This is a genomic window from Microbacterium sp. CFH 31415, assembly GCF_022538185.1.
In the GTDB taxonomy this organism is placed as follows: domain Bacteria; phylum Actinomycetota; class Actinomycetes; order Actinomycetales; family Microbacteriaceae; genus Microbacterium.
Window position 1 is genome coordinate 20,878 of the sequence record NZ_JAKYXC010000003.1, and the last position, 23,247, is coordinate 44,124.

General features: G+C 71.1%; 24 protein-coding genes. 14 read left to right on the forward strand and 10 right to left on the reverse strand.

All coding sequences use genetic code 11. The features are described from left to right. Positions 1–2: 2 nt before the first annotated feature. Positions 3–395: a 50S ribosomal protein L7/L12 gene (gene rplL / locus MK786_RS04100; RefSeq protein ID WP_183533632.1), complete on the forward strand. Its 393-nt coding sequence runs from the start codon at positions 3–5 to the stop codon at positions 393–395. Between the two features lie 117 nt (positions 396–512). On the opposite strand, the gene MK786_RS04105 is transcribed toward rplL, so the two are convergent. After that, on the reverse strand, positions 513–1,550 hold the full coding sequence (locus MK786_RS04105) for a LacI family DNA-binding transcriptional regulator (protein ID WP_241110973.1): 1,038 nt from the start codon (positions 1,548–1,550) through the stop codon (positions 513–515). A 248-nt stretch (positions 1,551–1,798) separates the two neighbouring features. Between MK786_RS04105 and MK786_RS04110 the strand changes: the two genes are divergently transcribed. From MK786_RS04110 to MK786_RS04120, 3 genes are all read left to right on the forward strand, one after another. Further along, the gene (locus tag MK786_RS04110) at positions 1,799–3,130 is read left to right on the forward strand and encodes an ABC transporter substrate-binding protein (protein WP_241111333.1); all 1,332 of its coding nucleotides are present in this window, start codon (positions 1,799–1,801) and stop codon (positions 3,128–3,130) included. A 125-nt stretch (positions 3,131–3,255) separates the two neighbouring features. Beyond that, the gene (locus tag MK786_RS04115; RefSeq protein WP_241110974.1) at positions 3,256–4,611 is read left to right on the forward strand and encodes a carbohydrate ABC transporter permease; all 1,356 of its coding nucleotides are present in this window, start codon (positions 3,256–3,258) and stop codon (positions 4,609–4,611) included. Continuing rightward, positions 4,608–5,585 carry a carbohydrate ABC transporter permease gene (locus tag MK786_RS04120; RefSeq protein ID WP_241110975.1) on the forward strand — a complete coding sequence of 326 codons (978 nt, stop codon included), beginning with the start codon at positions 4,608–4,610 and terminating at the stop codon, positions 5,583–5,585. Before MK786_RS04115 ends, MK786_RS04120 begins: the two co-directional genes overlap by 4 nt. Positions 5,586–5,646: 61 nt before the next feature. On the opposite strand, the gene MK786_RS04125 is transcribed toward MK786_RS04120, so the two are convergent. Together MK786_RS04125 and MK786_RS04130 are read right to left on the reverse strand one after the other, a co-directional pair. Then, positions 5,647–6,324, reverse strand: coding sequence for a DUF305 domain-containing protein (locus MK786_RS04125; protein ID WP_241110976.1), 678 nt, complete (start codon positions 6,322–6,324; stop codon positions 5,647–5,649). Between the two features lie 8 nt (positions 6,325–6,332). Continuing rightward, positions 6,333–7,049, reverse strand: coding sequence for a DUF3105 domain-containing protein (locus tag MK786_RS04130; RefSeq protein WP_241110977.1), 717 nt, complete (start codon positions 7,047–7,049; stop codon positions 6,333–6,335). A 304-nt stretch (positions 7,050–7,353) separates the two neighbouring features. On the opposite strand from MK786_RS04130, the gene MK786_RS04135 reads away from it, so the two are divergent. Next, the gene (locus MK786_RS04135; RefSeq protein ID WP_241111334.1) at positions 7,354–8,703 is read left to right on the forward strand and encodes a multidrug effflux MFS transporter; all 1,350 of its coding nucleotides are present in this window, start codon (positions 7,354–7,356) and stop codon (positions 8,701–8,703) included. A gap of 1 nt (position 8,704) precedes the next feature. Here MK786_RS04135 and MK786_RS04140 read toward each other — a convergent pair whose 3' ends face one another. After that, positions 8,705–9,208: a nitroreductase family deazaflavin-dependent oxidoreductase gene (locus tag MK786_RS04140; protein WP_241110978.1), complete on the reverse strand. Its 504-nt coding sequence runs from the start codon at positions 9,206–9,208 to the stop codon at positions 8,705–8,707. A 90-nt stretch (positions 9,209–9,298) separates the two neighbouring features. Between MK786_RS04140 and MK786_RS04145 the strand changes: the two genes are divergently transcribed. From MK786_RS04145 to MK786_RS04165, 5 genes are all read left to right on the forward strand, one after another. Further along, on the forward strand, positions 9,299–9,973 hold the full coding sequence (locus MK786_RS04145; protein ID WP_241110979.1) for a phosphatase PAP2 family protein: 675 nt from the start codon (positions 9,299–9,301) through the stop codon (positions 9,971–9,973). Next, positions 9,970–12,042 (forward strand): helicase HerA-like domain-containing protein, encoded by a 2,073-nt coding sequence (locus tag MK786_RS04150; RefSeq protein ID WP_241110980.1) that lies wholly within the window; start codon positions 9,970–9,972, stop codon positions 12,040–12,042. Before MK786_RS04145 ends, MK786_RS04150 begins: the two co-directional genes overlap by 4 nt. 414 nt (positions 12,043–12,456) lie before the next feature. After that, positions 12,457–15,036 (forward strand): FdhF/YdeP family oxidoreductase, encoded by a 2,580-nt coding sequence (locus MK786_RS04155; RefSeq protein ID WP_241110981.1) that lies wholly within the window; start codon positions 12,457–12,459, stop codon positions 15,034–15,036. 19 nt (positions 15,037–15,055) lie between these two features. Then, positions 15,056–15,535 (forward strand): molybdenum cofactor biosynthesis protein B, encoded by a 480-nt coding sequence (locus MK786_RS04160; RefSeq protein WP_241110982.1) that lies wholly within the window; start codon positions 15,056–15,058, stop codon positions 15,533–15,535. Next, the gene (locus MK786_RS04165) at positions 15,535–15,963 is read left to right on the forward strand and encodes a molybdenum cofactor biosynthesis protein MoaE (RefSeq protein ID WP_241110983.1); all 429 of its coding nucleotides are present in this window, start codon (positions 15,535–15,537) and stop codon (positions 15,961–15,963) included. The genes MK786_RS04160 and MK786_RS04165 overlap by 1 nt, the downstream gene beginning before the upstream one ends. Before the next feature lie 56 nt (positions 15,964–16,019). Here the strand turns inward: MK786_RS04165 and MK786_RS04170 are convergent, their stop codons facing one another. From MK786_RS04170 to MK786_RS04195, 6 genes are read right to left on the reverse strand one after another with little or no spacing between them, the layout of a single operon-like run. Beyond that, complete coding sequence (locus tag MK786_RS04170; protein WP_241110984.1) at positions 16,020–16,253, reverse strand: MoaD/ThiS family protein; 234 nt, start codon at positions 16,251–16,253, stop codon at positions 16,020–16,022. Continuing rightward, positions 16,253–16,525: a DUF6457 domain-containing protein gene (locus tag MK786_RS04175; RefSeq protein ID WP_241110985.1), complete on the reverse strand. Its 273-nt coding sequence runs from the start codon at positions 16,523–16,525 to the stop codon at positions 16,253–16,255. Before MK786_RS04175 ends, MK786_RS04170 begins: the two co-directional genes overlap by 1 nt. Then, entirely contained in the window at positions 16,522–17,139 is a 618-nt protein-coding gene (locus tag MK786_RS04180; RefSeq protein WP_241110986.1) for a molybdenum cofactor guanylyltransferase, read from the reverse strand. The genes MK786_RS04175 and MK786_RS04180 overlap by 4 nt, the downstream gene beginning before the upstream one ends. Position 17,140: 1 nt before the next feature. Continuing rightward, positions 17,141–17,617 carry a cyclic pyranopterin monophosphate synthase MoaC gene (gene moaC, locus MK786_RS04185; RefSeq protein WP_241110987.1) on the reverse strand — a complete coding sequence of 159 codons (477 nt, stop codon included), beginning with the start codon at positions 17,615–17,617 and terminating at the stop codon, positions 17,141–17,143. Further along, a complete protein-coding gene (gene glp / locus MK786_RS04190; protein WP_374200419.1) occupies positions 17,614–18,861 on the reverse strand; it encodes a gephyrin-like molybdotransferase Glp in 1,248 nt (415 codons plus the stop codon). Before glp ends, moaC begins: the two co-directional genes overlap by 4 nt. After that, positions 18,858–19,976 carry a HesA/MoeB/ThiF family protein gene (locus MK786_RS04195; RefSeq protein WP_241110988.1) on the reverse strand — a complete coding sequence of 373 codons (1,119 nt, stop codon included), beginning with the start codon at positions 19,974–19,976 and terminating at the stop codon, positions 18,858–18,860. The genes glp and MK786_RS04195 overlap by 4 nt, the downstream gene beginning before the upstream one ends. 120 nt (positions 19,977–20,096) lie before the next feature. On the opposite strand from MK786_RS04195, the gene MK786_RS04200 reads away from it, so the two are divergent. The 4 genes from MK786_RS04200 to MK786_RS04215 are packed head-to-tail and all read left to right on the forward strand — an operon-like array spanning position 20,097 to position 23,216. Further along, on the forward strand, positions 20,097–20,489 hold the full coding sequence (locus MK786_RS04200; protein ID WP_241110989.1) for a molybdopterin-binding protein: 393 nt from the start codon (positions 20,097–20,099) through the stop codon (positions 20,487–20,489). Positions 20,490–20,491: 2 nt separating this feature from the next. Continuing rightward, positions 20,492–21,304, forward strand: coding sequence for a molybdate ABC transporter substrate-binding protein (gene modA / locus MK786_RS04205; RefSeq protein WP_241110990.1), 813 nt, complete (start codon positions 20,492–20,494; stop codon positions 21,302–21,304). Next, positions 21,301–22,119, forward strand: a complete 819-nt coding sequence (locus MK786_RS04210; RefSeq protein WP_241110991.1) for an ABC transporter permease — start codon at positions 21,301–21,303, stop codon at positions 22,117–22,119. Before modA ends, MK786_RS04210 begins: the two co-directional genes overlap by 4 nt. Then, positions 22,116–23,216 carry a sulfate/molybdate ABC transporter ATP-binding protein gene (locus tag MK786_RS04215; protein WP_241110992.1) on the forward strand — a complete coding sequence of 367 codons (1,101 nt, stop codon included), beginning with the start codon at positions 22,116–22,118 and terminating at the stop codon, positions 23,214–23,216. The genes MK786_RS04210 and MK786_RS04215 overlap by 4 nt, the downstream gene beginning before the upstream one ends. The last annotated feature ends 31 nt before the right edge of the window (positions 23,217–23,247 follow it).

Sequence of the window (23,247 nt, forward strand, 5' to 3'; positions counted from 1 at the left end):
TCATGGCAAAGCTCAGCACTGAGGAGCTGCTCGACGCGTTCAAGGAGCTCACGCTCATCGAGCTCAGCGAGTTCGTCAAGGCGTTCGAGGAGACCTTCGACGTCACCGCCGCCGCCCCGGTCGCGGTTGCCGCTGCGGGCGCCCCCGCCGGCGGTGCCGGCGACGCTGCCGCCGAGGAGGAGAAGGACTCGTTCGACGTCGTCCTCGAGGCCGCTGGCGACAAGAAGATCCAGGTCATCAAGGTCGTCCGCGAGCTCACCTCGCTCGGCCTCGGTGAGGCGAAGGCCGTCGTCGACGGTGCTCCCAAGGCTGTCCTCGAGGGCGCCAACAAGGAGACCGCCGACAAGGCGAAGGCCGCTCTCGAAGAGGCCGGCGCGACGGTTACCCTCAAGTAATCTCGCTCTTCCACGAAGGCCCCGGGTGCTCGCACCCGGGGCCTTCGTCATGCCCATGCGCACCGCGGGCCGACGCAGCGCGGACGTGCGCTGCGCGGGTCGACACAGCTCGGGCGGTCAGGTGCGGACGCCGACGATGGCCGAGGCCTCATCATCGATGGCCGCGGTCGAGCTGCGCACGATGAGGGGCGACGACTCGTAGATGCGATGCGTCGGCGCCTCGGGGTCGTCGAGCTGCCACATGAGCAGCTGAACCGCCGCGCGACCCTGCTGGTGCGGCTTCTGCTGGATCGTCGTGAGGGAGAACATGTCGGCGTACGAGTGGTCGTCGATTCCCACCACGCTCAGCGTGTCGGGGACGCGGATGCCGAGCCTTCGTGCGGCGATGATCGCGCCGACCGCCACCTCGTCGCACACCCCGACCAGTCCGGTCGGACGGGTGCGGCGGTCGCCCAGCAGGTCGGCCGCCGCGCTGTAGCCGCCGGGCATGGTCGCCTCGGAATGGGAGTGACGAGCGGATGCCTCGAGCCCCGCGGCCCGCATCGCTCCGAAGTATCCGTCGAGTCGCTGCCGGTCGCCGAAGCTCGTGCGCCGGCCGTCGGGATCACCGCCGATGAACGTGATGGAACGGTGCCCGAGGCCGATGAGGTGCTCGGTTGCAATGCGGCCCGCGGCGTGGTCATCGATCGACACGGCGTTCGTGCCCACGTCGTAGCCGCCGACGCTCACGACCGGCTTGCCGAAGGCCACGAGACGCTCGAGCTCGTGGGCGCTCGGCTCGATGCCCACCGCGATGAGGCCGTCGAACCGCTTGCGCGCGAGGAAGTGCTCGAACATCTCGCGCCGTGCCTCCGACTCGGGCGGTGCGCCGTAGAGGGCGAGGTCGTACCGACGCTCGAGGAGCGCGTCCTGGATCCCTTCCAGCACATGCGCGAAGAACCACCGGTCGAGGGTGGGCATGACGACGCCGATCGTCTGGGTGCGCCCGGTGACGAGGCTCACGGCGCTGGTCGTCGGCACGTAGCCGAGCGCCGTCGCCGCTGCCTGCACCCGCGCTCGAGTCTCGTCCGAGACATACCCGGCGCCGGTCAGCGCGCGGCTCGCGGTCGACTTCGACACGCCTGCGGCGCGAGCGACGTCGGCGATGCCCGCCATCGGCCCTCCTCGGCAGTCAGGCGGCTCCACCTGCATCGGCGAGGTTTGTGGAACCGGTTCCGTGCACATTGTGCCGTGCGCACGCGCAATCCGCCACCGTCGATCCCGGGTTATCGACTTGTGACCAACGATGATTGTGCGGCCCATCCCGCATCCCCTAGCGTGAGCATGGAATCGGTTCCCGACGTTCGTGCGGAATGCGTGACCGCGGTTCCGCAGAACTCAATGAGGAGGCACACATGACTGCAATGCGAACGCCGAGGCGGCGCCATCTGCTGGCCGCACTCGGAGTCACAGCCGTCGCGACCCTCGCCCTTGCCGGATGCGCCGAAGGCGGCGGCGACGAGGGTGACGACGGCAACATCGAAGGCGAGACGGTCACGATCGCCGGCGGCATCACCGGTATCGAAGCCGAGAACATGCAGAAGTCCTTCGACCAGTTCACCGAGGAGACGGGGGTCATCGTCGAGTACTCGGGTGACAAGGCGTTCGAGGGCAACATCGTCACGAAGGTGCAGGGCGGCGACGCCCCCGACATCGCGATCGTCCCCCAGCCGGGTCTGCTGCGCACGCTCGTCGGCACCGGGGAGGTCAAGGAGGCGCCGGAGGCGGTCGAGGCGAACGTCGACGAGAACTGGTCGCCCGACTGGAAGGCCTACGGCACCGTCGACGACGTGTTCTACGCCGCGCCGATGCTCGCGAACATCAAGGGCTACGTGTGGTACTCGCCCGCGAAGTTCGAGGAGTGGGGCGTCGAGGTGCCGACGACATGGGACGAGCTGATCGAGATCTCGGGCACGATCGCCGAGGCGACGGGCGGACCGTCGTGGTGCGCCGGCTTCTTCTCGGAGGCCGCGTCCGGTTGGCCTGGCACCGACTGGATCGAGGACCTCGTCCTGCGTCAGTCGGGACCGGAGGTCTACGACCAGTGGGTCGCGAACGAGGTCGAGTTCACCGACCCGCAGATCCGGGAGGCATTCGACGCCGTCGGCGAGATCCTCCTCAACCCCGAGTGGGTGAACGCCGGATTCGGCAACGTGGCGAGCATCAACGACGTCGCCTTCGCGGACGTCGCGGCGAAGGTCGCCGACGGCTCGTGCCCGATGACGCACCAGGCCTCGTTCCTGTCGGCGAACTTCCTCGACGTGCAGACGGCCGAAGGTGCGACGCCGGACGTGGCTCCCGATGGCGATGTCTACGCATTCGTCCTCCCGGGCTATGACGAGGGTGCCGCCACGATCGAGGTCGGCGGCGAGTTCGTCACGGCGTTCTCCGACGACGCGGCAACGCAGGCCGTGCTCGAGTACATGTCGACACCGGAGTGGGCCGACACCCGCGTCGAGCTGGGCGGCAACATCTCGGCCAACCTGAACGCCGACCCGAGCCTCGCGTCGAGCGAGTTCCTCACCGAGGCGATGACCCTGCTGCAGGACCCGAACACGACGGTGCGCTTCGACGCCTCCGACCTCATGCCGGCGACCGTCGGTGCGGGATCGTTCTGGCGCGGCATGGTCGACTGGGTCGATGGCAAGGACACCGAGACGGTGCTGAGCGACATCCAGGCCGGCTACGACGACTGATCGCCGGCTCCGAGGACAATGGGGCCGCTCGCGGCCGCGAGCGGCCCCATCGTCCCTCCGGCCAGGACGAGCGGTGTCCCGGCCACGGTTCCATCCCAGTTCGGTGAAGCGCTCGGAAGGCATCCATGACCGATACAACGAAGGTGTCGGAGGCGACTGAACCGCCCCTGACCGGCACCGCTCACTCTGATGCGAAGGAGGCCGGCATCGCCCGCCGACGCCGCCTCACCGTCATCGTCGTCACGATCGGGTTCATCCTCATCGCGGCGCTGGTCCTCCTCATGGTCACGCGACCGCCGGTGGAGGACGCCCGGCCCACGTCGCTGGGCTTCTCGTTCAACAGCTTCATGCGCTGGCTGGGCGACCTCAACCCGATCCTGCAGATCCCCATCGTCCTGGTGGTCTTCTTCGCAGTGGTCGGGATCATCCTGCTGCTGATCGAGTACGCGCCCCGTCCGGGGAAGTTCTACTTCTGGCTGCGCCTCGTGACCTGCTTCGCGATTCCCGTGGTGGCCTTCATGCTGCTGCGGCCGTACCAGAACGCGGTGATCTACGTCATCGGGATCGCGGTGCTCCTCGGCGCACTGCTGTTCTGGGCGGACTACCGGGCGCGGGAGGGCGCCGGTCACCTCTACCAGCTGATCCTGTTCGCTACCCCGGCACTCACGCTGCTGGTCGTGGGCCTCCTCTATCCGGCGGTGGCGACCTTCGTCCAGTCGTTCTTCGACAAGACCGGCGCGGAGTTCGTCGGCATGGAGAACTACGTCTGGGTGTTCACGAACCCTCAGGGCTTCTGGTCGGTGATCAACTCGATCATCTGGGTGATCGTCGCACCGACCTTCGCCACGATCATCGGGCTCGCCTACGCGGTGTTCATCGACCGCGCGCGGGGAGAGAAGGTGCTGAAGGTGCTGATCTTCATGCCCTTCGCGATCTCGTTCGTGGGCGCGGGCATCATCTGGGGCTTCATGTACGACTACCAGCAGGGCAACCAGCTCGGCCTGCTCAACGCGATCGTGACGGCGTTCGGGTTCGAGCCCGTCGCATGGCTGTCGATCACGCCGCTGGTGAACACGCTCCTGCTGCTCGTGGTCTTCATCTGGAGTCAGACCGGCTTGGCGATGGTGATCCTGTCGGCAGCAGTGAAGGCGGTGCCGACCGAGCAGATCGAGGCCGCCGCACTCGACGGCGCGAGCGCGTGGCAGCGCTTCCGCAACGTCACGGTTCCCGGCATCCGCTCGTCGATCGTCGTCGTCGTGACGACCATCGCCATCGGGGCGCTGAAGATCTACGACATCGTCGCGGTCATGACCGGCGGACGCAACGACTCCACGGTCCTCGCGTTCGAGATGGTCAATCAGCAGCAGCGGTTCCAGAGCTACGGCCATTCCGCGGCTCTCGCCGTCGTGCTGTTCATCTTCGTGGTCCCGTTGATCGTGTTCAACGTGATCCAGATCCGGAAGCAGAGGGAGATCCGATGACTGTCGGAGTGGAGGTCATCGAGCCGAACCCCGACGCGCGGACGGCTCGCGAAGTGGCGCGCGAGACGCGCAAGCACGAGAAGCTCGCGCAGAAGCGACTGTCGTCGAAGGGTGCGACGATCGCCGCGATCGTTATCGCGTTCTTCTGGACGATCCCGACCCTCGGACTGCTGGTCACCTCGTTCCGGCCGCCTGCCGATGTGCAGTCGACCGGCTGGTGGACGGTGTTCGTCGACCCGGCGTTCACGCTGTCGAACTACGAGGCGGCGCTGACCGCGGGCGGCACCACGCTCACGCTCGCGCAGTCCTTCGTCAACTCGCTGGCGATCACGATCCCGGTGGCGTTCTTCGCGATGACCGTGTCGTCGATGCTCGCCTACGCGTTCGCCTGGATCGACTTCAAGGGCAAGGGCTTCCTGTTCGTCGCGGTGTTCGCGTTGCAGATCGTCCCATTGCAGATGGCCCTGGTGCCGTTGCTGAGCCTGTTCTCGCGCGGTCTCACCATCAACGATGTGACGATCTTCCCGGGGCTCGATATGAGCGACGTCGATCGCAGCTTCGCCACGATCTGGATCGCGCACGTGATCTTCGCGATTCCGCTCGCCGTGTTCCTGCTGCACAACTTCATCGCGGAGATCCCGCACGAGGTGATCGAGGCGGCTCGGGTCGACGGTGCCGGGCACGGGCAGATCTTCTTCCGCATCATCCTCCCGCTGGCTACGCCCGCGCTGGCGTCGTACGCGGTGCTGCAGTTCATCTGGGTGTGGAACGACCTGCTCGTGGCGACGATCTTCGCGCCATCCTCGTCGTTGCCCATGACGCAGTCGCTCGCGTCGCTGTCGGGCACGTGGGGCAACCAGTGGTTCCTGCAGGCTGCAGGAACCTTCCTGACGATCCTGTTCCCGCTCGTCGTGTTCTTCGCGCTGCAGCGGTTCTTCGTGAGGGGCCTGCTGGCTGGAGCGACGAAGGGCTGAGATGGCCGAAGCGGCGTCCGTACCGGGGGGCACGGACGCCGCTTCGTCGTGAGAGGGGGCGTCAGCCGCAGCCGAGCCGCGCCTGCATCGACTGCATGGCGTCGATCTCGGCGGTCTGGCCGTCCTTCATGGCCTGGGCGACCTGCAGGGCACGCGGGTCGCTGCCGAGTTCGAGAAGGGCCTCGGTCATGGGGATCGCGCCCTCGTGATGCCGGATCATCAGGTCGAGGAACAGGCAGTCGGCCTCCTGGCCGGTGGCGTCCTGGAGGGCGGTCAGCTCGTCGGCCGACGCCATGCCCATCGCGGCGTGCGCCTCGTCGTCGGTCATCGGCTCGTCTGCGGTGCCGCCGTGGCCGTGGCCGGCCTCGGAGCCGCTCATCCAGCTCATCATCGGCTCGCCCGACTGGGGGAGCCCCCACTTCACGAGCCAATCGAACATCTCGCCGCGCTGCGCGGCCTGCCCGGTGGCGATGTCGTACGCGAGCACCCGCAGTTCGGCATCCTCTGTCTTGCGGTAGACCTCCATGGCCATCTCGATGGCCTGACCGTGATGAACCTGCATGTCGCGCGCGAAGCCCGCGTCAGGCGAAGTCTGCCCAGGCGCGGTGCTCGGGCTCTGTGCCCCGAACGTCGAGAAGCGGCCGATCGCGAACGCGAGGGCGGCGACGGCGAGCAGGACGAGCGCGATCGCCCACCAGGGCCGCGAGGGCGCGGCGCCGGGGGCTGATACGTCGCTCATCATCGGACTCAGCGCTGGCCGGGTGCGTCGAGCGCGCCGGAGCACGAGGCGCCCGGCTCGGGCACGTCGGCGCTGCGCCAGTACTCCTCGAAGAACTGCTCGATGCGCTCGTCATCGGCCGAGTCGACCTTGAGCTGGTGGTTCCAGTTCGTCACGGCGATCGGCGCGTCGAGGCCCTCGTACGGCGATAGGATGACGTAGGTCGACGGCAGGTGCGATTCCAGCGTCGCCAGGTCGTCGCCCGCGATGTCGTCGGGGTTGTAGGTTACCCAGACGGCACCGTGCTCGAGCGAGTGGACCGCGTTCTCGTTGGGAACGGGCTGATCGTAGAGGCCGCAGTTCAGCCAGACGGCGTTGTGCGGGCCACCGGCCGGCGGGGTCTGCTCGTAGTCGACCGTGCCCTCCACGTGCTGAGTGGCGTTCTCGTACGTCTCGACGCCCTCGATCTCGACGCCTTCGCCGCCCGGGGTGTACGCCTTGGGCGGCGCCGGGGCGAAGACGATGGAGGCCACGATCAGGCCGATGATCACCACCGCGGCGGTGGTGCCGACGACCCACCACACGAGCTTGCTGCGACGGCGCTTGGCGAGCTGCTTCTGGTACTCGGCGAGCTTCTCCTGCCGCTTCTGCTCGCGCTGCTGCTTCACGGTGAGGTTGATCTCGGCCTGCTTGGCAGGATTGCCGCTGCTGCGCTTGTCGGAGGGGCTCGGGGGTGTCGGGGTCATGTGCGTGATCTCGGCTCGGGCACCCGGCGTGGCGCGCGAGAAGCGCCGCGGGCAAGAAACAGGACACCGCAATCCTATGCGAGCGCATGTGCTGACTGCTGAGAGGGCGCCCACAGAGCGCCGAGATGACGCCGAGGGCGAGCCGACGCCTCACGCCCCGGTTGCGGGCCGGGGCGGAGCATCCGCTATCATGGGGTCTCGAATCGATTCGATATCTTCGCGATTCCCTCCTCCCTCTCTGCGCGCCTGAGCCGTTCCATCGGCGTCGACGCCTCCCGCATCGCCGCCGAAACGAAGTGTGACCGTGCTCGACACCGCCTCCATCCCCACCCAGCAGTCCGCCGACGCCGCTCCGCGCGTGCCCGCCGTCTCGCCCACCGGCGCCATCCGCACGCTCGGCGCCAACCCGGCGACTGCGCCGATCGTCCTGCACCCCGGCGACTCGATCCCGCACCGCAAGCGCGTCCTGTACATCGTGCTGCTCGGTGCTCTGACGGCCCTCGGACCGTTCACGATCGACCTCTATCTGCCGGCCTTCCCGGTGCTCGAGTCCGAGTTCCAGACGACGGCCGCGGCGATCCAGCTCACGCTCACCGGCACCATGGTCGGGTTCGCGCTCGGCCAGCTCGTCGTCGGCCCGCTCAGCGACAAGGTCGGCCGGCGGGTGCCGCTCCTCGTCGTGACCGCGCTGCATGTCGCAGCGAGCGTCGGTGCCGCCCTCGCCCCGAACCTCGAGCTGCTCTCGGTGGCGCGCGTCTTCATGGGCGCCGGTGCCGCGGCCGGCGGTGTCATCGCCGCCGCCGTCGTGCGCGACCTCTTCGGCGGCCGCCGTCTGGTCGTGATGCTCTCGCGTCTGGCCCTCGTCTCGGGCGTCGCGCCCGTGCTCGCCCCCCTCGTCGGTTCGGCGCTGCTCGTGGTCATGCCGTGGCGGGGGATCTTCGTGGTGCTCGGCGTGTACGGCAGCATCATGCTGATCGCCGCCGCGGTCTTCATCCCCGAGACCCTGCCCCCGGCGCGTCGACACGAGCGGGGAGCGACGACGGTGTGGCAGCGCTACCGGAGCGTCTTCTCGGACCGCGTGTTCATCGGGGTGCTGATCATCGGCGGCATGACGTTCAGCGGCCTGTTCTCGTACCTGTCGGCCTCGTCGTTCCTGTTCCAGCAGACGTACGCGTTCAACGCCCAGCAATACGGTCTGCTCTTCGCCGCGAACTCGCTCGGTGTCGTGCTGGGCGTGCAGGTCGCGGCGCGCCTCGCGGCCCGCTTCGGCCCGCAGTGGGTGATGGCGTGGTCGACCGCCGTGCTCGTGGTCGCGGCATCCGCCATCATCGTCACCGACCAGCTCGGCCTCGGCCTCTGGGGCACCGTCGTGCCGCTCTTCTTCTTCATGACCGCGTGCGGGTTCACATTCCCGTGCGTGCAGGTGCTCGCCCTCGACCGCCACGGCAAGGCGGCCGGCACCGCGCAGTCGATCATCGGCGCGACGAACTTCGGTGTTGCGGGCATCATCACCCCCATCGTCGGGTGGATCTCGGCCGGTTCGGGCATCACCGCCACCACGATGGCCTCGGTCATGGTCGGCTGCGCCGTCATCGGCGTGCTGTCGTTGTGGCTGATCGTGCGCCCGCGCACGGTGGAGCGCCTCGCGCCCTGATTCAGGCGAGGCCGTCAGCTCGTACCGGCTGCAGGCGGAACAGGCGCACCGTGCGGCCGGACTCGCGCTCGTAGTTGCGGTAGCCCGGCCACTGCGCCTCGATGCGCGCCCACACGGCGTCGCGTTCGTCGTCGGGCACGAGGCTCGCCCGCACCGGCATGCGCCGGCCACGGACCGTGATCGCCGCGTCGGGATGAGCGAGCAGGTTGGACGTCCATGCGGGATGCCGCTCGCCGGCGAAGTTCGTGCCGGCGACGATCGCCCGTCCTCGACCGTCGGGGCAGTACATCAGCGGAGCATCGCGCGGCTCGCCCGACTTCGCGCCGATCGTGTGGAGCACGAGCGACGGAACCAGGAGCGCGCTCACCTGCACGCGCCCGCGCGAGGCCCACGAGACGACGCGCTCGATCGGTGGGAGCAGCACCGGACCGAGGAATCTCCGGAACACGCGCGTACGCGTGAGGGGCGCGATGAGCGCGCGGACGGTGTCGACGACGCGGGGCATGCCGCCATCATCCACCGTCCGGGACTAGCAGGGGCGGCGCCCGGCCGCAATGCAATGCGGGCCGCGGATTCCGCCGGGCACAATGGGGCGATGACCGACCGGCGAACCGAAGGTGTCCGCCCGGCGATGGCCTACCTCGTCGCAGGGCTCGTCCTCATCACGCTCGCGTGCGGGCTCGGGTGGTGGATCCTCACCCACGGGGAACCGCCCTTCGCTGTGGATGTGTGGTGGAACACCACGACGGCGGAACTCTCGTCCGCGTTCCTCACGGGATTCTCGCGAGTCATGAACTGGGTGGGCGGCGGATGGTTCGGGGTGCTCGTCGTCCCCATCGGCGGGGCGATCGGGCTGATCCTGCTGCGTCGGCCGTGGGCCGCGGCCTACTTCCTCGCGGCGGAGGCGGTGTCGGCCGGGGGCGTTCAGGTGCTCAAGCACCTCTTCGGACGCGTGCGCCCTGAGGACATCATCGTAGTGTCGGACTACGGCTCATACCCGTCGGGGCATGTGGCGAACGCCGCAACCATCGCGGTCGCGGCGGCCGTGATCTTCCCGCGGGTCTGGGTGATGATCGTGGGCGCGTGCTGGGTGCTGCTCATGGCGTTCAGCCGCACCTATCTGCACGCGCACTGGCTCAGCGACACCGTCGGCGGCGTGCTGATCGGAGCCGGAGCCGCCCTCGTCGTCGCCGCCGCCTTCGCCGTCCCGATGGCCCGCGAGCACATCGCCGCCGACCGGGGAGAGGGCGTCGCTAGGCTGAGCGCATGATTGCGCCCGAGACGCCCGATCCCGCCGCCGCTGGCGCGTCGCCCGGAGCCTCCGGGCGCGTGGGCCCAGCGCCCGAGACGCCCGATCCCGCCGCAGCCGCCGCCGAGGCGGAGTTGGCACGATTGCGGGCCGAAGCTGAAGCGGCCGAGGCGCAGCTCAAGGCAGCCCAGGCCAAAGCGGCCCTTGCGGCCGCCGAGGCGGAGGCGGCCAAGGCCCGAGCCGCGGTCGGCAATGCGCGCGTTGCGACGGCAGAGGCGCCCGCGGCTCCCGAGCCCGAGCCCGAGCCCGAGCCCGAGCTGGCGCCCGAGCCGCCCACGGGGTCCGAGCCCGAGCCCCAGCCGGCGCCTGCCGCCGGGGCTGCGGCACCCGCCCCCGGACCCACCACGACCGACGCACCCGCTCCCGAGGTAGCGACCACCCCCGCCGCATCCGCCCCGTCCGACGGTCCGCTGTCGGCCGACGACGTGTCGAAGATCGTCGCAGGCTACACGTTCGAGTCCGAGACGCTCGACGTCGGCGCTCTCGTGAACGGCGATGCCGTGCCCGAGGCGCAGGTGCGCATTCCGCTCGGCATGATGAACCGCCACGGGCTCGTCGCCGGCGCGACCGGCACGGGCAAGACCCGCACTCTGCAGGGCCTGGCCGAGCAGCTCGCCGCCAAGGGGGTGCCGGTGTTCGCCGCCGACATCAAGGGCGACCTGTCGGGTGTCGCGACGCCGGGCGACGGCAACGAGAAGCTCCTGGCGCGCACGCGTGCCATCGGCCAGGACTGGAAGGCCGAGGCATCCGTCACCGAGTACTTCGCCCTGGGCGGGATCGGCAAGGGCGTCCCCGTGCGCGCCACGGTGTCGGGCTTCGGGCCGCTGCTGCTGAGCAAGGTGCTGGGCCTCAACGAGACGCAGGAGTCGAGCCTCGGACTCGTGTTCCACTATGCCGACCAGCAGGGCCTCGCGCTCGTCGACCTGTCCGACCTCCGGGCAGTGCTCACCTATCTCACGGGCGACGAGGGCAAGGCGGAGCTCAAGAACCTCGGCGGCCTCTCCGCCGCGACCGCGGGCGTGATCCTGCGTGAGCTGATCACCTTCGCCGACCAGGGTGCCGACGTCTTCTTCGGCGAGCCCGAGTTCGAAGTCACCGACTTCCTCCGGGTCGCAGCCGACGGTCGCGGCATCATCAGCCTGCTCGAGGTGCCCGGGGTGATCGACAAGCCCGCGCTGTTCTCGACGTTCCTGATGTACCTGCTCGCCGAGCTGTTCGAGCTGCTGCCCGAGGTCGGCGACCTCGACAAGCCCAAGCTCGTGTTCTTCTTCGACGAGGCGCACCTGCTGTTCAAGGATGCCTCGAAGGACTTCCTCGCCGCGATCGTGCAGACCGTGCGGCTCATCCGCTCGAAGGGCGTCGGTGTCTTCTTCGTGACCCAGACGCCGAAAGACGTGCCGTCCGACGTGCTCGCGCAGCTCGGGTCGCGCGTGCAGCACGCCCTCCGCGCGTTCACGCCCGACGACGCCAAGGCGCTGCGCGCGACCGTCGGCACGTACCCGAAGTCGGGGTACGACCTCGAGCGCGTGCTGCAGGAGCTCGGCACCGGCGAGGCGATCGTCACTGTGATGAGCGAGAAGGGCGCGCCCACCCCCGTGGCGTGGACCCGGCTGCGCGCTCCGCAGGGGCTCATGTCGCCGACGCCCGACCCGCAGATCGAGGCCGCGGTGAAGGCATCCCCGCTCCTGGCGAAGTACGGCACCGCGATCGACCGCGAGTCGGCCCGCGAGATCCTCACCGCGAAGATGAAGGCCGCCGACGACGCCGCCGCGGCGGAGGAGGCCGCGCTGGCGAAGGCCAAGGCCGACGCCGAGTACGCCAAGCAGAAGGCGGCGATCGACAAGGCGCAGGCGGCGGCTGACAAGAAGGCGCAGCAGGAGTACGAGCGGCTGCTCAAGAAGACGCAGGGGACGAGCCGCACGAAGCGCAGCACCGAGAAGTCGGCGATCGAGCAGGTGCTGGGTTCCAAGGCAACGCAGACCATCCTCGGGGGCGTCATCCGGGGGATGTTCGGCACCGGGCGCCGCTGACCGGCGCGGCGCCCCCGGCGCGAGCCCGGCGCGCTCTCGCGCGAGCCCGGCGCCGCGATGCTCTACCGCGACCTCGGTCGCGCTGTCGTTTCCTGCATGCGCGCCCGAAGTCGCCATGACGCTCACCGCCGACGCTCTCGATCGCGCTGTCGTTTCCTGCATGCGCCCCTGATCCGCCGACGACGCTCTCGATCGCGCTGTCGTTTCCTGCAAGTGCGCCCGTCGATTACTAGAGCGCGTGCAGGAATCGACAGCGCGAGGGAGCGATGGCAGGAATCGACAGCGCGAGGGAGCGATATGAGGAATCGACAGCGCGAGGGAGCTGAGGGGAGGAAACCGCGCCGACCGCGCCAAACGCCGCTCGAAGAAACCGCGCCTGACCCGGCGCGGCGCCGAGGGGCCTAGCCTGGACGTATGGCGACGAAGCCTCCGAAAGCCGACATCGACGAGTCCCGCGTGCGCGTCACGCAGACCAAGCGCGTGGCCGTCGGCGTGCCCGCGGTGCTGCACGCGCTGCAGATCGCGAACGAGCAGATGGGCGTCACCCGTTCGGTGCAGACCCTGCTGCGGGTGAACCAGAAGGACGGTTTCGACTGCCCCGGCTGCGCCTGGCCCGAGGAGGACAAGCGCCACATCGCCGAGTTCTGCGAGAACGGAGCGAAGGCGGTCGCCGAGGAGGCGACGCTGCGCCGCGTGGATCCCGAATTCTTCGCCGCCCACTCGATCGACGAGCTGCGCGCGCACGACGACTGGTGGCTGGGGCAGCAGGGGCGGCTGACGCACCCGATGATCCTCGACGAGGGAGCGACGCACTACCGGCCGATCTCGTGGGATGACGCGCTGCGCGAGATCGCCGGAGCCATCGCCCAGGTGGCCGACCCCGACGAGACGGTGTTCTACACCTCGGGGCGCACCTCGAACGAGGCGGCCTTCCTGTACCAGCTGCTCGTACGAGGGATCGGCACGAACAACCTGCCCGACTGCTCGAACATGTGCCACGAGTCGTCGGGCTCGGCACTCACAGAGACCATCGGCATCGGCAAGGGCACGGTGTCGATCGAGGACATCCACGAGGCCGACCTGCTGATCGTCGCAGGGCAGAACCCCGGCACCAACCACCCGCGCATGCTGTCGGCGCTCGAGAAGGCCAAGGCGCGCGGAGCCACCATCATCGCGGTGAACCCGCTGCCCGAGGCGGGTCTCATGCGGTTCGAGAACCCGCAGACCGTGAAGGGCGTCGCCTTCCGCGGAACGAAGCTCGCCGATCAGTTCGCGCAGATCCGCCTCGGCGGCGACCAGGCGCTCTTCCAGGCCATCGGCAAGCATCTGCTCGAGGCCGAGGAGCGTGACGGCGGCGTGCTCGACCACGACTTCATCGCGGAGCACACGAGCGGCTTCGAGGCGTATCGACAGGCGAGAGCGGATGCCTCGTGGCGCGAGCTCGTCGAAGCCACGGGCCTGCCCGAGAAGACGCTGCGCCGCGTCGGCGAGGCGGTGCGCACCTCGAAGGCGACGATCGTGTGCTGGGCGATGGGCCTCACGCAGCACAAGCACTCGGTGCCGACGCTGCGCGACATCGTCAACGTGCTCCTGCTGCAGGGCAACATCGGGCGCCCGGGAGCCGGCGTCTGCCCGGTGCGCGGCCACTCCAACGTGCAGGGCGACCGTACGGTCGGCATCTACGAGAAGCCGTCCGCTGCGTTCCTCGACGCCCTCGACGCCGAGTTCGGCTTCGCCGCACCGCGGGAGCACGGCTTCGACACCGTCGGAGCGATCCGCGCGATGCGTGACGGCGGGGTGCGGTTCTTCATGGGCATGGGCGGCAACTTCGTCTCGGCCACGCCCGACACCGCGGTCGTCGAGGCGGCGATGGCCCGAGTCGACCTCACCGTGCAGGTCTCGACCAAGCTGAACCGGTCGCACGTCGTCACCGGGCGGCGCGCGATCATCCTGCCGACGCTCGGCCGCACCGATCGCGATCAGCGCGGCGGGCGCGAGCAGCGGGTCACGGTCGAGGATTCGATGGGCGCCGTGCACGCGTCGCGCGGACGGCTCGCTCCGCCTTCGCAGGAGCTGCTCAGCGAGGTCGCGATCGTCGCGCGGCTATGCGGACTCCTCTTCGGGGACGCGGATGCCGCGGCATCCCCTCGCCTTCCGCTGTCGATCCCGCGAGGCGGGACGCCGCAGCAGGACGTCGATCGCGGGCAGGTCGAGCGCACCCCGGAGGAGGAGGCCGGCGGCTCCGACCCTGCCGAGGAGTCCGGCGCGGGCCCAGAACAGGTGGTCCGGCGAGCACAGGCCCCATCCGGCGTCGATCGTCCTGCCTACGCCGGAACACCTGTTCCGGGCAACGCGGGGTGGGGCAACGGGGAAGAGATGGCGGAGCTGCGGCATCCGCTCAACGTCCCCCGCGCCGACTGGACGGCACTCGAGGCCGATTACGCGCTGATCCGCACGCACATCGAGCGGGTCGTCCCGGGCTTCGACGACTACGAGGCGCGCATCGACAAGGGGCGCACGCTGCACCTGCCGAACGGTCCGCGCGACGCCCGACGGTTCGCCACGGCTGACGGCAAGGCCCGCTTCACGGTGAACCCGCTGGAGTACCCGCGCATCCCGCGCGGGCGCCTGCTGCTACAGACGCTGCGCTCGCACGACCAGTACAACACCACGATCTACGGCAAAGACGACCGCTACCGGGGCATCCACGGCGGGCGGCGGGTCGTGCTCGTCAACGCGAAGGACATCATGGCGCTCGGCTTCGCGCCGGACGAGATCGTCGACCTCGTGTCGGAGTGGACCGGCACCGACGGCCGGATCGAGGAGCGGCGCGCGGAGCGGTTCCGCATCGTGCCGTACCGGACACCGCGGGGCAACGCCGCCGCCTACTATCCCGAGACGAACGTGCTGGTGCCACTGGACTCCGTCGCCGACGTCAGCGGCACGCCGACCTCGAAGTCGGTGGTCGTCCGTCTCGAGCACCGCGACCGCTGACGCTCTCTAGGCTGGAGCAATGAGCCGAGCCGCCGTCATCACCGTCTCCGACCGGTCGTCCTCGGGCGAGCGGGGCGACGCGAGCGGTCCGGTCGCCGTCGCCGCTCTGCGCGAGGCCGGGTTCGATTGCGCGGACGCGGTCGTCGTGCCCGACGGCGCCGACAGCGTCGAGCGCGCGCTGGTGGCCGAGATCCTGGCGGGAGCGAAGCTCATCGTGACCTCCGGCGGAACGGGCGTGGGCCCGCGCGACGAAACCCCCGAGGGCACGCGCCGCGTGGTGACGCGCGAGGTCCCCGGCATCGTCGAGGAGCTCCGTCGCCGCGGTGCCGCCGAGATGCCCGCCGGCATGCTGTCACGCGGGGTCGCCGGCGTCGCCGATCCGCACGGGGCGCTCATCGTGAATCTGCCCGGCTCGCCGAAGGGAGTCGTGTCGGGGATACCCGTGGTGCTGTCCGTCGCGCGGCATGTGCTCGACCAGCTCGGCGGGAGCGACCACTGATGTCGGCTGTGCGGCTCGCCGTGATCAGCCCGGAGCCCCTCGACCTGGCGGCGCATCTCGACGCCGTCGGCGACCCCGCGATGGGCGCGCTCACGACTTTCGTCGGTCGCGTGCGCGACCATGATCCGGATGCCGCGACCTCGGTCGTCGCCCTCGAGTACTCCGCGCACCCCGATGCCGCGACCGCGCTGCAGCGCCTCGCCGAGGAGGCGATCGGCACGGGTGACGCGCTCGTCGCGGTGTCGCACCGCATCGGCACGCTCGCGGTGGGCGACGCCGCCGTGGTGATCGCGGTCGCCGCCCCGCATCGCGCCGAGGCCTTCGAGGTCTGTCGCGCGCTCATCGAGACGATCAAGACGGGGCTGCCGGTCTGGAAGCGCCAGGTCGAGGCGGATGGCACCGCCACCTGGCTCGGCCTCGGCGGCTGACCCATCGTCGTGACCCCGTCGTTCAGCGGGCGGGGGGTCAGCCGGCCGGGGGCGCGTCAGCCGCCCGCGAAGGGCGGCAGCACGTCGACCAGGTCGTCGTGGCCGAGCGTCGTCGCGTCATCGACGCGCGAGCCGCCGACGAGCACGGCGCAGCGCGGCAGGATCGTGCCGAGCCCGGGATGGTCGGCGGCAACGGCGCGTCTCAGGTCGCCGAGGGTCGCCTCGATCCGGCGCTCGGCGTCGCGGCCGGCGGCCTCCTGGGCCGCGGCGAAATAGCGGACGAGCGGCACTACTGCTCCTCCCACACCGCCGCGAGCGCAGCCACGGCGTCGAGAGCCTCACGCACCTGGGCGGGATCGTCACCTGCGCGGCCGGCGACCAGCCCGGCGACGAACGCGCCGAGCGGGGCGGCCGGCCGTGCGACGCCGTTCGCGACGTCGCGCGTGAGGTCGAGCACCGCGGAGACGGGCACGTCGGCTTCGGCGAGCCCGAACTGCTGGCGCAGGGTGGCGGCCCACGCGTCGAGGGCTTCGGGCGGAAGGGTGCGGGACTGCTCGGTCATGATGTCTCCTCGGCCTGGGCGGCCCGTGCCCGGGCCTCCTCCAGATCCTGCCATGTGTCGACGTCGCGGGTCAGGTCGTCGGGCGCGGCGACGACGACGATGGACAGCTCGTCCAAGAGGGCGCGGACCGGTGCGTCCCGGCCCGCGTCGGGGAGGGCGGATGCCGCCGCCCGCAGAGCCCGGGTGCGGTAGACACCGATCAGCCACTGCGGCCGGCTCGAGGCATCCGCCAAGCACATCCCGTCGCTCCCGGAGGGCACCAGCGGCAGATCCGTGACGAGCCGGCGCACCGCTGCTCCGACCGCCGGAAGGTCGCACGCGAGCAGGAGGGTCCACTCCGGGTCGGACGACGGGTCCCACGACGCGAGAGCCGCGACCACGCCCGCCGCCGGTCCGCCGAACGGCGGGCTCTCGCGGATCCAGCGGACGCGGAGCCCGGGATCGAGCACCGGTCCGACGACCGAGACGGGCTCGGCCCCGGCATCGGCGACAGCGGCCACGGCGGCGCCGATCAGGGTGGTGCCGCCCACGTCGAAGAGCGGCTTCACCGCGCCACCGACGCGCGATCCCCGGCCGCCCGCGAGCAGGATCGCGCCCAGCGAGCCCGTGCTCACGTCAGGCCTCGCCCGGACGATGCCAGGCGCCGCTCTTGCCGCCGGTCTTGGCGACGATGCGCACATCGTGGATCGCGGTGCCCTTGTCGATGCCCTTCACCATGTCGACGATCGCGAGGCCGGCGACGGACACCGCAGTGAGCGCCTCCATCTCGACGCCGGTGCGGTCGGCGGTGCGGACGGTCGCCTCGATCTCGACGCCGTCGTCGACGATGCGGAGGTCGACGGCCGCCCCGTGCACGCCGATGACGTGCGCGAGGGGGAGGAGCTCCGGGGTGCGCTTGGCCGCCTGGATGCCCGCGATGCGCGCGACGGCGAGGACGTCGCCCTTCGGCACGGTGCCGTCGCGCAGTGCTGAGACGACCTCGATCGAGCAGCGCACGAACCCGCGGGCGGTCGCCGATCGCACGGTCGGCTGCTTCTGGGTGACATCGACCATGCGCGCGCGGCCGGCGTCGTCGAGATGAGTGAAGCTCATGTGATCAGCATGACATCGACGGGGTCCCCGGCGTCGACCCGGCCGACCTCGGCGGGCACCACGGCGTAGGCCTCGGCCCGGCCGAGACCGCCCGCGAGGTGCGAGCCGCCGCTCGTGGCGGGCACCGCGCGCCACGAGCCCGGGTCGCTGCGGTCGATCGTGACGGGAAGGTACTGCGCCCGGCCGGGCGGCGTGCGCCACGCGGTCGCGGCGGGAAGCCGCAGGACCGGTCTCCGCAGGTCGCGGCGACCCTGCATGCGCAGGAGTGCCGGGCGCACGAACACTTCGAACGACACGGCGGCGCTCACCGGGTTGCCGGGGAGGCCGAACAGCAGCGTCCCCGACGGGGTGCGCCCGAAGCCCTGAGGCTTGCCGGGCTGCATGCGCACCCTGCGGAAGGCCATGCGGTCGCTCAGGGTGTTCTTGACGGGCTCGTACGCGCCGGCGCTGACGCCGCCGGTGAACACGACCAGGTCGGCGCCGAGGGCCTCCGCGGCGGTGATCGCCTCGCGTGGGCCGTCGCCTTCGTCGGACACGCTCGCGCGCAGCACGACCTCGGCGCCCGCGCCGGCGGCGAGCCCGGCCAGCAGCTCGCTGTTCGACTCGGGGATCTGGCCGCGCTCGAGCGGCGCCCCGGGCGCGACGAGCTCCGACCCGGTGGAGACGATCGCGACGCGCGGCATTCGCGCGACGGTGAGCCGTTCGACGCCCGCCGCGGCCGCGGCAGCCACCTGCAGCGCGCCGACGAGGATGCCCGCCGGCAGCACGACATCGCCGACCACGGCGTCTTCGCCGCGACGGCGGATGTGGGCTCCGGCTCGGGCGGGCGCGGCCAGGACCGTGATGTCGCCCAGCGAGTCGGCCAGGCCGCCCGCCGTGTCTTCGAAGGGCACGATGGCGGTGGCATCGGAGGGCACCGGCGCTCCCGTCATGATCCGCGCGGCTTCGCCGGGAGCGAGCGCGGGGTCGAGGGCCGTGCCGGCGGGGAGGTCGGCCACGACGCGGAGGCGTGCGGGAGACTTCGGGTACGCACCGGCGACGTCGTCGAAGCGCACGGCGAACCCGTCCATCGCCGAGTTGTCGAACACCGGGATGTCGACGGCGGCCCGTACGTCCTCGCACAGCGTCCGTCCGAGCGCGGCGGCAAGCGGCACGTCGGCCGTGTCGACGGCCGGCGTCGTCTCGAGCACCGTCGCCAGGTGCTCCTCGATGTCGATGAGCGCGTCGTCGGCGTTCCCGGTCACGCGTGCTCCCGCACGACGACGGCCTCGGGCCAGGCATCCATGCCTCCGCTGAGGACGGATGCCTCGATCCCCGCGTCGCGGAGCGCCCGCGCGGCGCGCTCGGCTCGCACGCCCACCTTGCACACGACCACGACGGGTCCGGCGCCCACGGATGCAGGGTCGGCGAGCACGTCGCCGAGCGGCCGCTCGACGACGCCGGGCAGCACGCCCAGCGCCGTCTCCGACGGCTCCCGCACGTCGAGCAGCACCGCGCCCGCCTCGTGTGCGGCGACCGCGGCGTCGAGGCTCACGTGGGGGATCGGAGCGGCGGCCGCGGGCTCGGTTGTGGCCGGCGCTGCCGCGCTCGCTCCGGCCGGTCGCAGGGGGATCTCGTCGGTGCGGCCCCGCAGCGCGTCGATCACCATCACGCGACCGAGCAGGGGGTCGCCGACGCCCGCGATGAGCTTGATCGCCTCGGTGGCGAGCAACGACCCGGTCTGCAGGCACAGCGACCCGAGCACGCCGACCTGGGAGCACGTCGGCACCTCGCCGACCGTCTCGGGCGGATACAGGTCGCTCAGCCGTACGGCGGCCACGCCCGCGGGCGGCGCCGTCCAGAACACGGTGGCCTGAGCGTGGAACTCCTGCACGACGCCCCACACGAGCGGCACGCCGAGCCGCTCGCAGGCGGCGGCGACGGCATCCCGCGTCTGGAACGTGTCGGTGCCGTCGATGACGACGTGCGCGCCTTCCAGCAGCCGGGCGGCGTTGTCGCGCGTGAGGTGTGCGGAGACCGGAAGCACGACGGTCGTGGGCGAGAGATCGGCCGCGATGCGCACGGCCGAGTCGACCTTGGGCCGGCCCACGTCGCCGACTCGGTGCATGACCTGACGCTGGAGATTGGATGCCTCGACCCCGTCGTCGTCGATGACGGTCAGGGTGCCGACTCCGGCGGCTGCGAGCGCGAGGACGACGGGCGACCCGAGTCCGCCTGCGCCGACGACGGCCACATGGGCGGCGGCGAGGCGGCGCTGAGCGATCTCGCCGAAGCCTGCCAGCACGCGGTGCCGCGCCGTGCGGATGCGCTCGTCGTCGTCGAGCTCCGCGACGGGCTCGACCAGCGGAGGAAAGGCCATGCCCTCAGGCTAGCCGTGCACAGGAAAGCTGGGGCGTCCCACCCGAGGAGCGACCGTAGCATCCGCGGATGCGGCGATGGAAGGCTTTCTCATCCGCAAGCGCGGTGATAGCGTTCGCGCATGCCCAGCTTCAAGATCGCTGACGCCGCGCGGCTGCTCGGCGTGAGCGACGACACCGTGCGTCGGTGGGTCGATGCAGGGACGCTGCCCACCACCGGAGCGACTCCGGCGGAGATCCCCGGTGACGCGCTCGCCGCCCGCGCCGTCGACCTCGCCGCCGCCGCGCCGGGCACGACCGACGTGCCGTCGAGTGCGCGCAACAGGTTCGTCGGCCTGGTGACGCGCGTACAGCGGGACGGACTCATGGCGCAGGTCGACATCCAGTCCGGGCCGCACCGGGTCGTCTCTCTGATGTCGTCGGAGGCGGTCGACGAACTGGGGCTCGAGGTGGGCTCGCTCGCCGCCGCTGTCGTGAAGGCCACGCACGTCATCGTCGAGACTCCGAGAGTGTGAGGATGCCTCGCCCCGGTCTCCGTCCCGTCGTGGCCTCCCTGCTCGTTGCCGCGCTGGCCCTCGTCGGCTGTGCCGGTGCGGCGCGCGACGCGGCGCCCGGCTCCTTGTCCGCTCCTGCGCCGGGCGTGGCCGCGCCCGAGCTGTCCGGCGAGCTCACCATCTTCGCGGCGGCTTCCCTCCGCGCCGCGTTCGACGAGCTGGCGATGAAGTTCGAGCAGCGGCATACGTCGGTCGAGGTCCTGCCCATCTCGTACGACGGCTCGAGCACGCTCGCCACGCAGCTCATCGAAGGGGCGCCCGCCGACGTCTTCGCCTCCGCCGATGAGGCGAACATGCAGAAGATCGTCGACGCCGGTCTCGCCGACGAGCCGCGGTTGTTCGCCTCGAACACACTCGTCATCGCGGTGCCGGCCGGCAACCCGGGCGGCGTGACCGAGATCGACGACCTCGCGGCTGACGCCCTCACGGTGGTGCTGTGCGCCCCCGAGGTGCCGTGCGGCGCGGTATCCGCCATTCTTCTGGAACGGAACGAGGTGGTCGTGACCCCCGCGAGTCTCGAGCAGAACGTCACCGGCGTGCTGACGAAGGTCGCAGCCGGCGAGGCCGACGCCGGTCTCGTCTACGTCACCGACGCCCGCGGGGAACCGCGGGTCGAGGCTGTCGACGCCGAGGGTGCGGCCGATGTCGTCAACCGGTACCCGGTCGCCGCGCTCACCGAGGCGGGGAACCCCCCTGCCGCGGCGGCGTTCGTGGAGTTCGTGCTGTCGGGCGAGGGCCGCGCGGTGCTCGACGAGCTCGGCTTCGGGGCGCCGTGACCGAGCTCCGAGCCGGACGCGATCGCGTGGGGTTCGCCCCGCGCGTGCTCGCGATCCCCGCCGTGATCGGGCTGGCGCTGCTCATCCTGCCGCTCACCGCACTCGTGCTGCGGGTGGAGTGGTCGACGCTGTGGCAGGACATCACCTCCCCGGAGGCGCTGTCGGCGCTCGGTCTCTCGCTGACGACCGGGCTCGCTGCGACCGTCGTCTGCGTGGTGCTGGGCGTGCCGCTCGCGCTCGTCATCGCCCGCAGCCGCGCGCGCCCGGCGGCGGTGCTGCGTGCGCTCGTGACCGTGCCGCTCGTGCTGCCGCCGATGGTCGGCGGTGTCGCCATGCTCTTCCTGTTCGGTCGCACCAGCTGGCTCGGGGGAGTGCTCGCCGAATGGGGGATCCGGGTGCCGTTCACGACCGGCGCGGTCGTGCTCGCCCAGACGTTCGTCGCTCTGCCGTTCCTGGTGCTGGCGCTCGAGGGATCGCTGCGCACGACGGGCGTCGGCTACGAACAGGCCGCGGCCGGTCTGGGCGCGGGCCGCTGGACGATCCTCGGCCGCGTGACGCTGCCGCTCGCGGCCCCCGGACTCATCGCGGGCATCGTGCTGTGCTTCGCCCGCGCGGTCGGCGAATTCGGCGCCACGGCCCTGTTCGCGGGGAACGCGCCCGGTGTGACGCAGACCATGCCGCTTGCGATCTACACCGCGTTCAACGGCGCCGGCGTGTCGCAGGGCTCGGCGGTCGCGCTCTCGCTGCTGCTGCTGGTGACGGCGATCGGCGTGCTTCTGCTCGTGCGCGCCTGGCGGCCGGAGGCGCCCCGATGACCGCCCTCGACGCGCATGTCGTCGTGGAGCGACCGGGTTTCCGTCTCGACGCGACTGTGCAGGCCGCGCCGGGCGAAGTGGTCGCCGTCATGGGCCCGAGCGGCGCGGGCAAGTCGACGCTCCTCGGCGTTCTCGCCGGGCTGGTGGCCCTCGACGCCGGCCACGTGCGGCTCGGCGACCGCGAACTCGACACGGCACCTCGGCCGCGCGTGCGCACGACGCCGTCGCGTCGCGGGATCGTCTTGCTGGGTCAGGAGCCGCGCCTTTTCCCGCACCTGTCCGCGCATGAGAACATCGCCTTCGGCCTGCGTGCGCACGGCGCGACGAAGCAGGTCGCGGCGTCGGAGGCCGACCAGTGGCTCTGGCGCGTGGGGCTCGACGGCATGGGGTCGCGCCGGCCGGCTCAGCTGTCGGGCGGGCAGCAGCAGCGGGTCGCGCTCGCGCGGGCCCTCGCGACGAGCCCGGACGCCCTGCTCCTCGACGAGCCGCTGACGTCCCTCGACGCCGAGACCGGCGGCGACGTGCGGGCGCTCCTGCACGATCAGCTCGCCGCGACGCGCTCCACCGCGATCGTCGCGACGCACGACGCCGTCGACGCGGTCGCACTGGCATCACGGCTGCTCGTGCTCGAGGAGGGCCGCGTGACCCAGACCGGTCTCGTGCGCGAAGTGCTCGCGGCGCCCGCGACGCGCTTCACTGCCGCCGTCGCAGGCCTGAACCGCGTCGAGGGAGAGGTGCGCGAGGGTCGCTGGCAACGCGATCACGTCGTGCTGGCTGCCGGGCAGGAGGCATCCGCTCATTCCGACGGCACGGCTGTCGCGGCGGTCTTCCGGCCGTCGGCGGTCGGGATCGAGCGCACCGAGGCCGACACCTGGACCGGCGCGCTGCGGCTCGCCCCGTCGATCGTCGAGGGCGAGTGGCTGGCGCGCGTGACGCGGCTCGAGCAGACGCCGGGCGGCGTGCGCGTGCGCACCGCCGACCCCGAGGTCGCCGTCGACCTCACCGCCGACCGCGCGGCCGAACTGGGCCTGACGTCGGGGCTCCCGGTGCGACTGCGCCTGGACGCCGGTGACGCGCGCTTCGTCCCGCTCGGCTGACGCGCGCGGCTGACGCCCTCGGCTCACGCGT

Bases quoted from the DNA above. Each gene is read 5' to 3' on its own strand.
- rplL (WP_183533632.1), top strand. From the start codon at position 3: ATGGCAAAGCTCAGCACTGAGGAGCTGCTCGACGCGTTCAAGGAGCTC.
- MK786_RS04105 (WP_241110973.1), bottom strand. From the start codon at position 1,550: ATGGCGGGCATCGCCGACGTCGCTCGCGCCGCAGGCGTGTCGAAGTCG.
- MK786_RS04110 (WP_241111333.1), top strand. From the start codon at position 1,799: ATGCGAACGCCGAGGCGGCGCCATCTGCTGGCCGCACTCGGAGTCACA.
- MK786_RS04115 (WP_241110974.1), top strand. From the start codon at position 3,256: ATGACCGATACAACGAAGGTGTCGGAGGCGACTGAACCGCCCCTGACC.
- MK786_RS04120 (WP_241110975.1), top strand. From the start codon at position 4,608: ATGACTGTCGGAGTGGAGGTCATCGAGCCGAACCCCGACGCGCGGACG.
- MK786_RS04125 (WP_241110976.1), bottom strand. From the start codon at position 6,324: ATGAGCGACGTATCAGCCCCCGGCGCCGCGCCCTCGCGGCCCTGGTGG.
- MK786_RS04130 (WP_241110977.1), bottom strand. From the start codon at position 7,049: ATGACCCCGACACCCCCGAGCCCCTCCGACAAGCGCAGCAGCGGCAAT.
- MK786_RS04140 (WP_241110978.1), bottom strand. From the start codon at position 9,208: ATGCCCCGCGTCGTCGACACCGTCCGCGCGCTCATCGCGCCCCTCACG.
- MK786_RS04145 (WP_241110979.1), top strand. From the start codon at position 9,299: ATGACCGACCGGCGAACCGAAGGTGTCCGCCCGGCGATGGCCTACCTC.
- MK786_RS04150 (WP_241110980.1), top strand. From the start codon at position 9,970: ATGATTGCGCCCGAGACGCCCGATCCCGCCGCCGCTGGCGCGTCGCCC.
- MK786_RS04155 (WP_241110981.1), top strand. From the start codon at position 12,457: ATGGCGACGAAGCCTCCGAAAGCCGACATCGACGAGTCCCGCGTGCGC.
- MK786_RS04160 (WP_241110982.1), top strand. From the start codon at position 15,056: ATGAGCCGAGCCGCCGTCATCACCGTCTCCGACCGGTCGTCCTCGGGC.
- MK786_RS04165 (WP_241110983.1), top strand. From the start codon at position 15,535: ATGTCGGCTGTGCGGCTCGCCGTGATCAGCCCGGAGCCCCTCGACCTG.
- MK786_RS04175 (WP_241110985.1), bottom strand. From the start codon at position 16,525: ATGACCGAGCAGTCCCGCACCCTTCCGCCCGAAGCCCTCGACGCGTGG.
- moaC (WP_241110987.1), bottom strand. From the start codon at position 17,617: ATGAGCTTCACTCATCTCGACGACGCCGGCCGCGCGCGCATGGTCGAT.
- MK786_RS04195 (WP_241110988.1), bottom strand. From the start codon at position 19,976: ATGGCCTTTCCTCCGCTGGTCGAGCCCGTCGCGGAGCTCGACGACGAC.
- MK786_RS04200 (WP_241110989.1), top strand. From the start codon at position 20,097: ATGCCCAGCTTCAAGATCGCTGACGCCGCGCGGCTGCTCGGCGTGAGC.
- modA (WP_241110990.1), top strand. From the start codon at position 20,492: ATGCCTCGCCCCGGTCTCCGTCCCGTCGTGGCCTCCCTGCTCGTTGCC.
- MK786_RS04215 (WP_241110992.1), top strand. From the start codon at position 22,116: ATGACCGCCCTCGACGCGCATGTCGTCGTGGAGCGACCGGGTTTCCGT.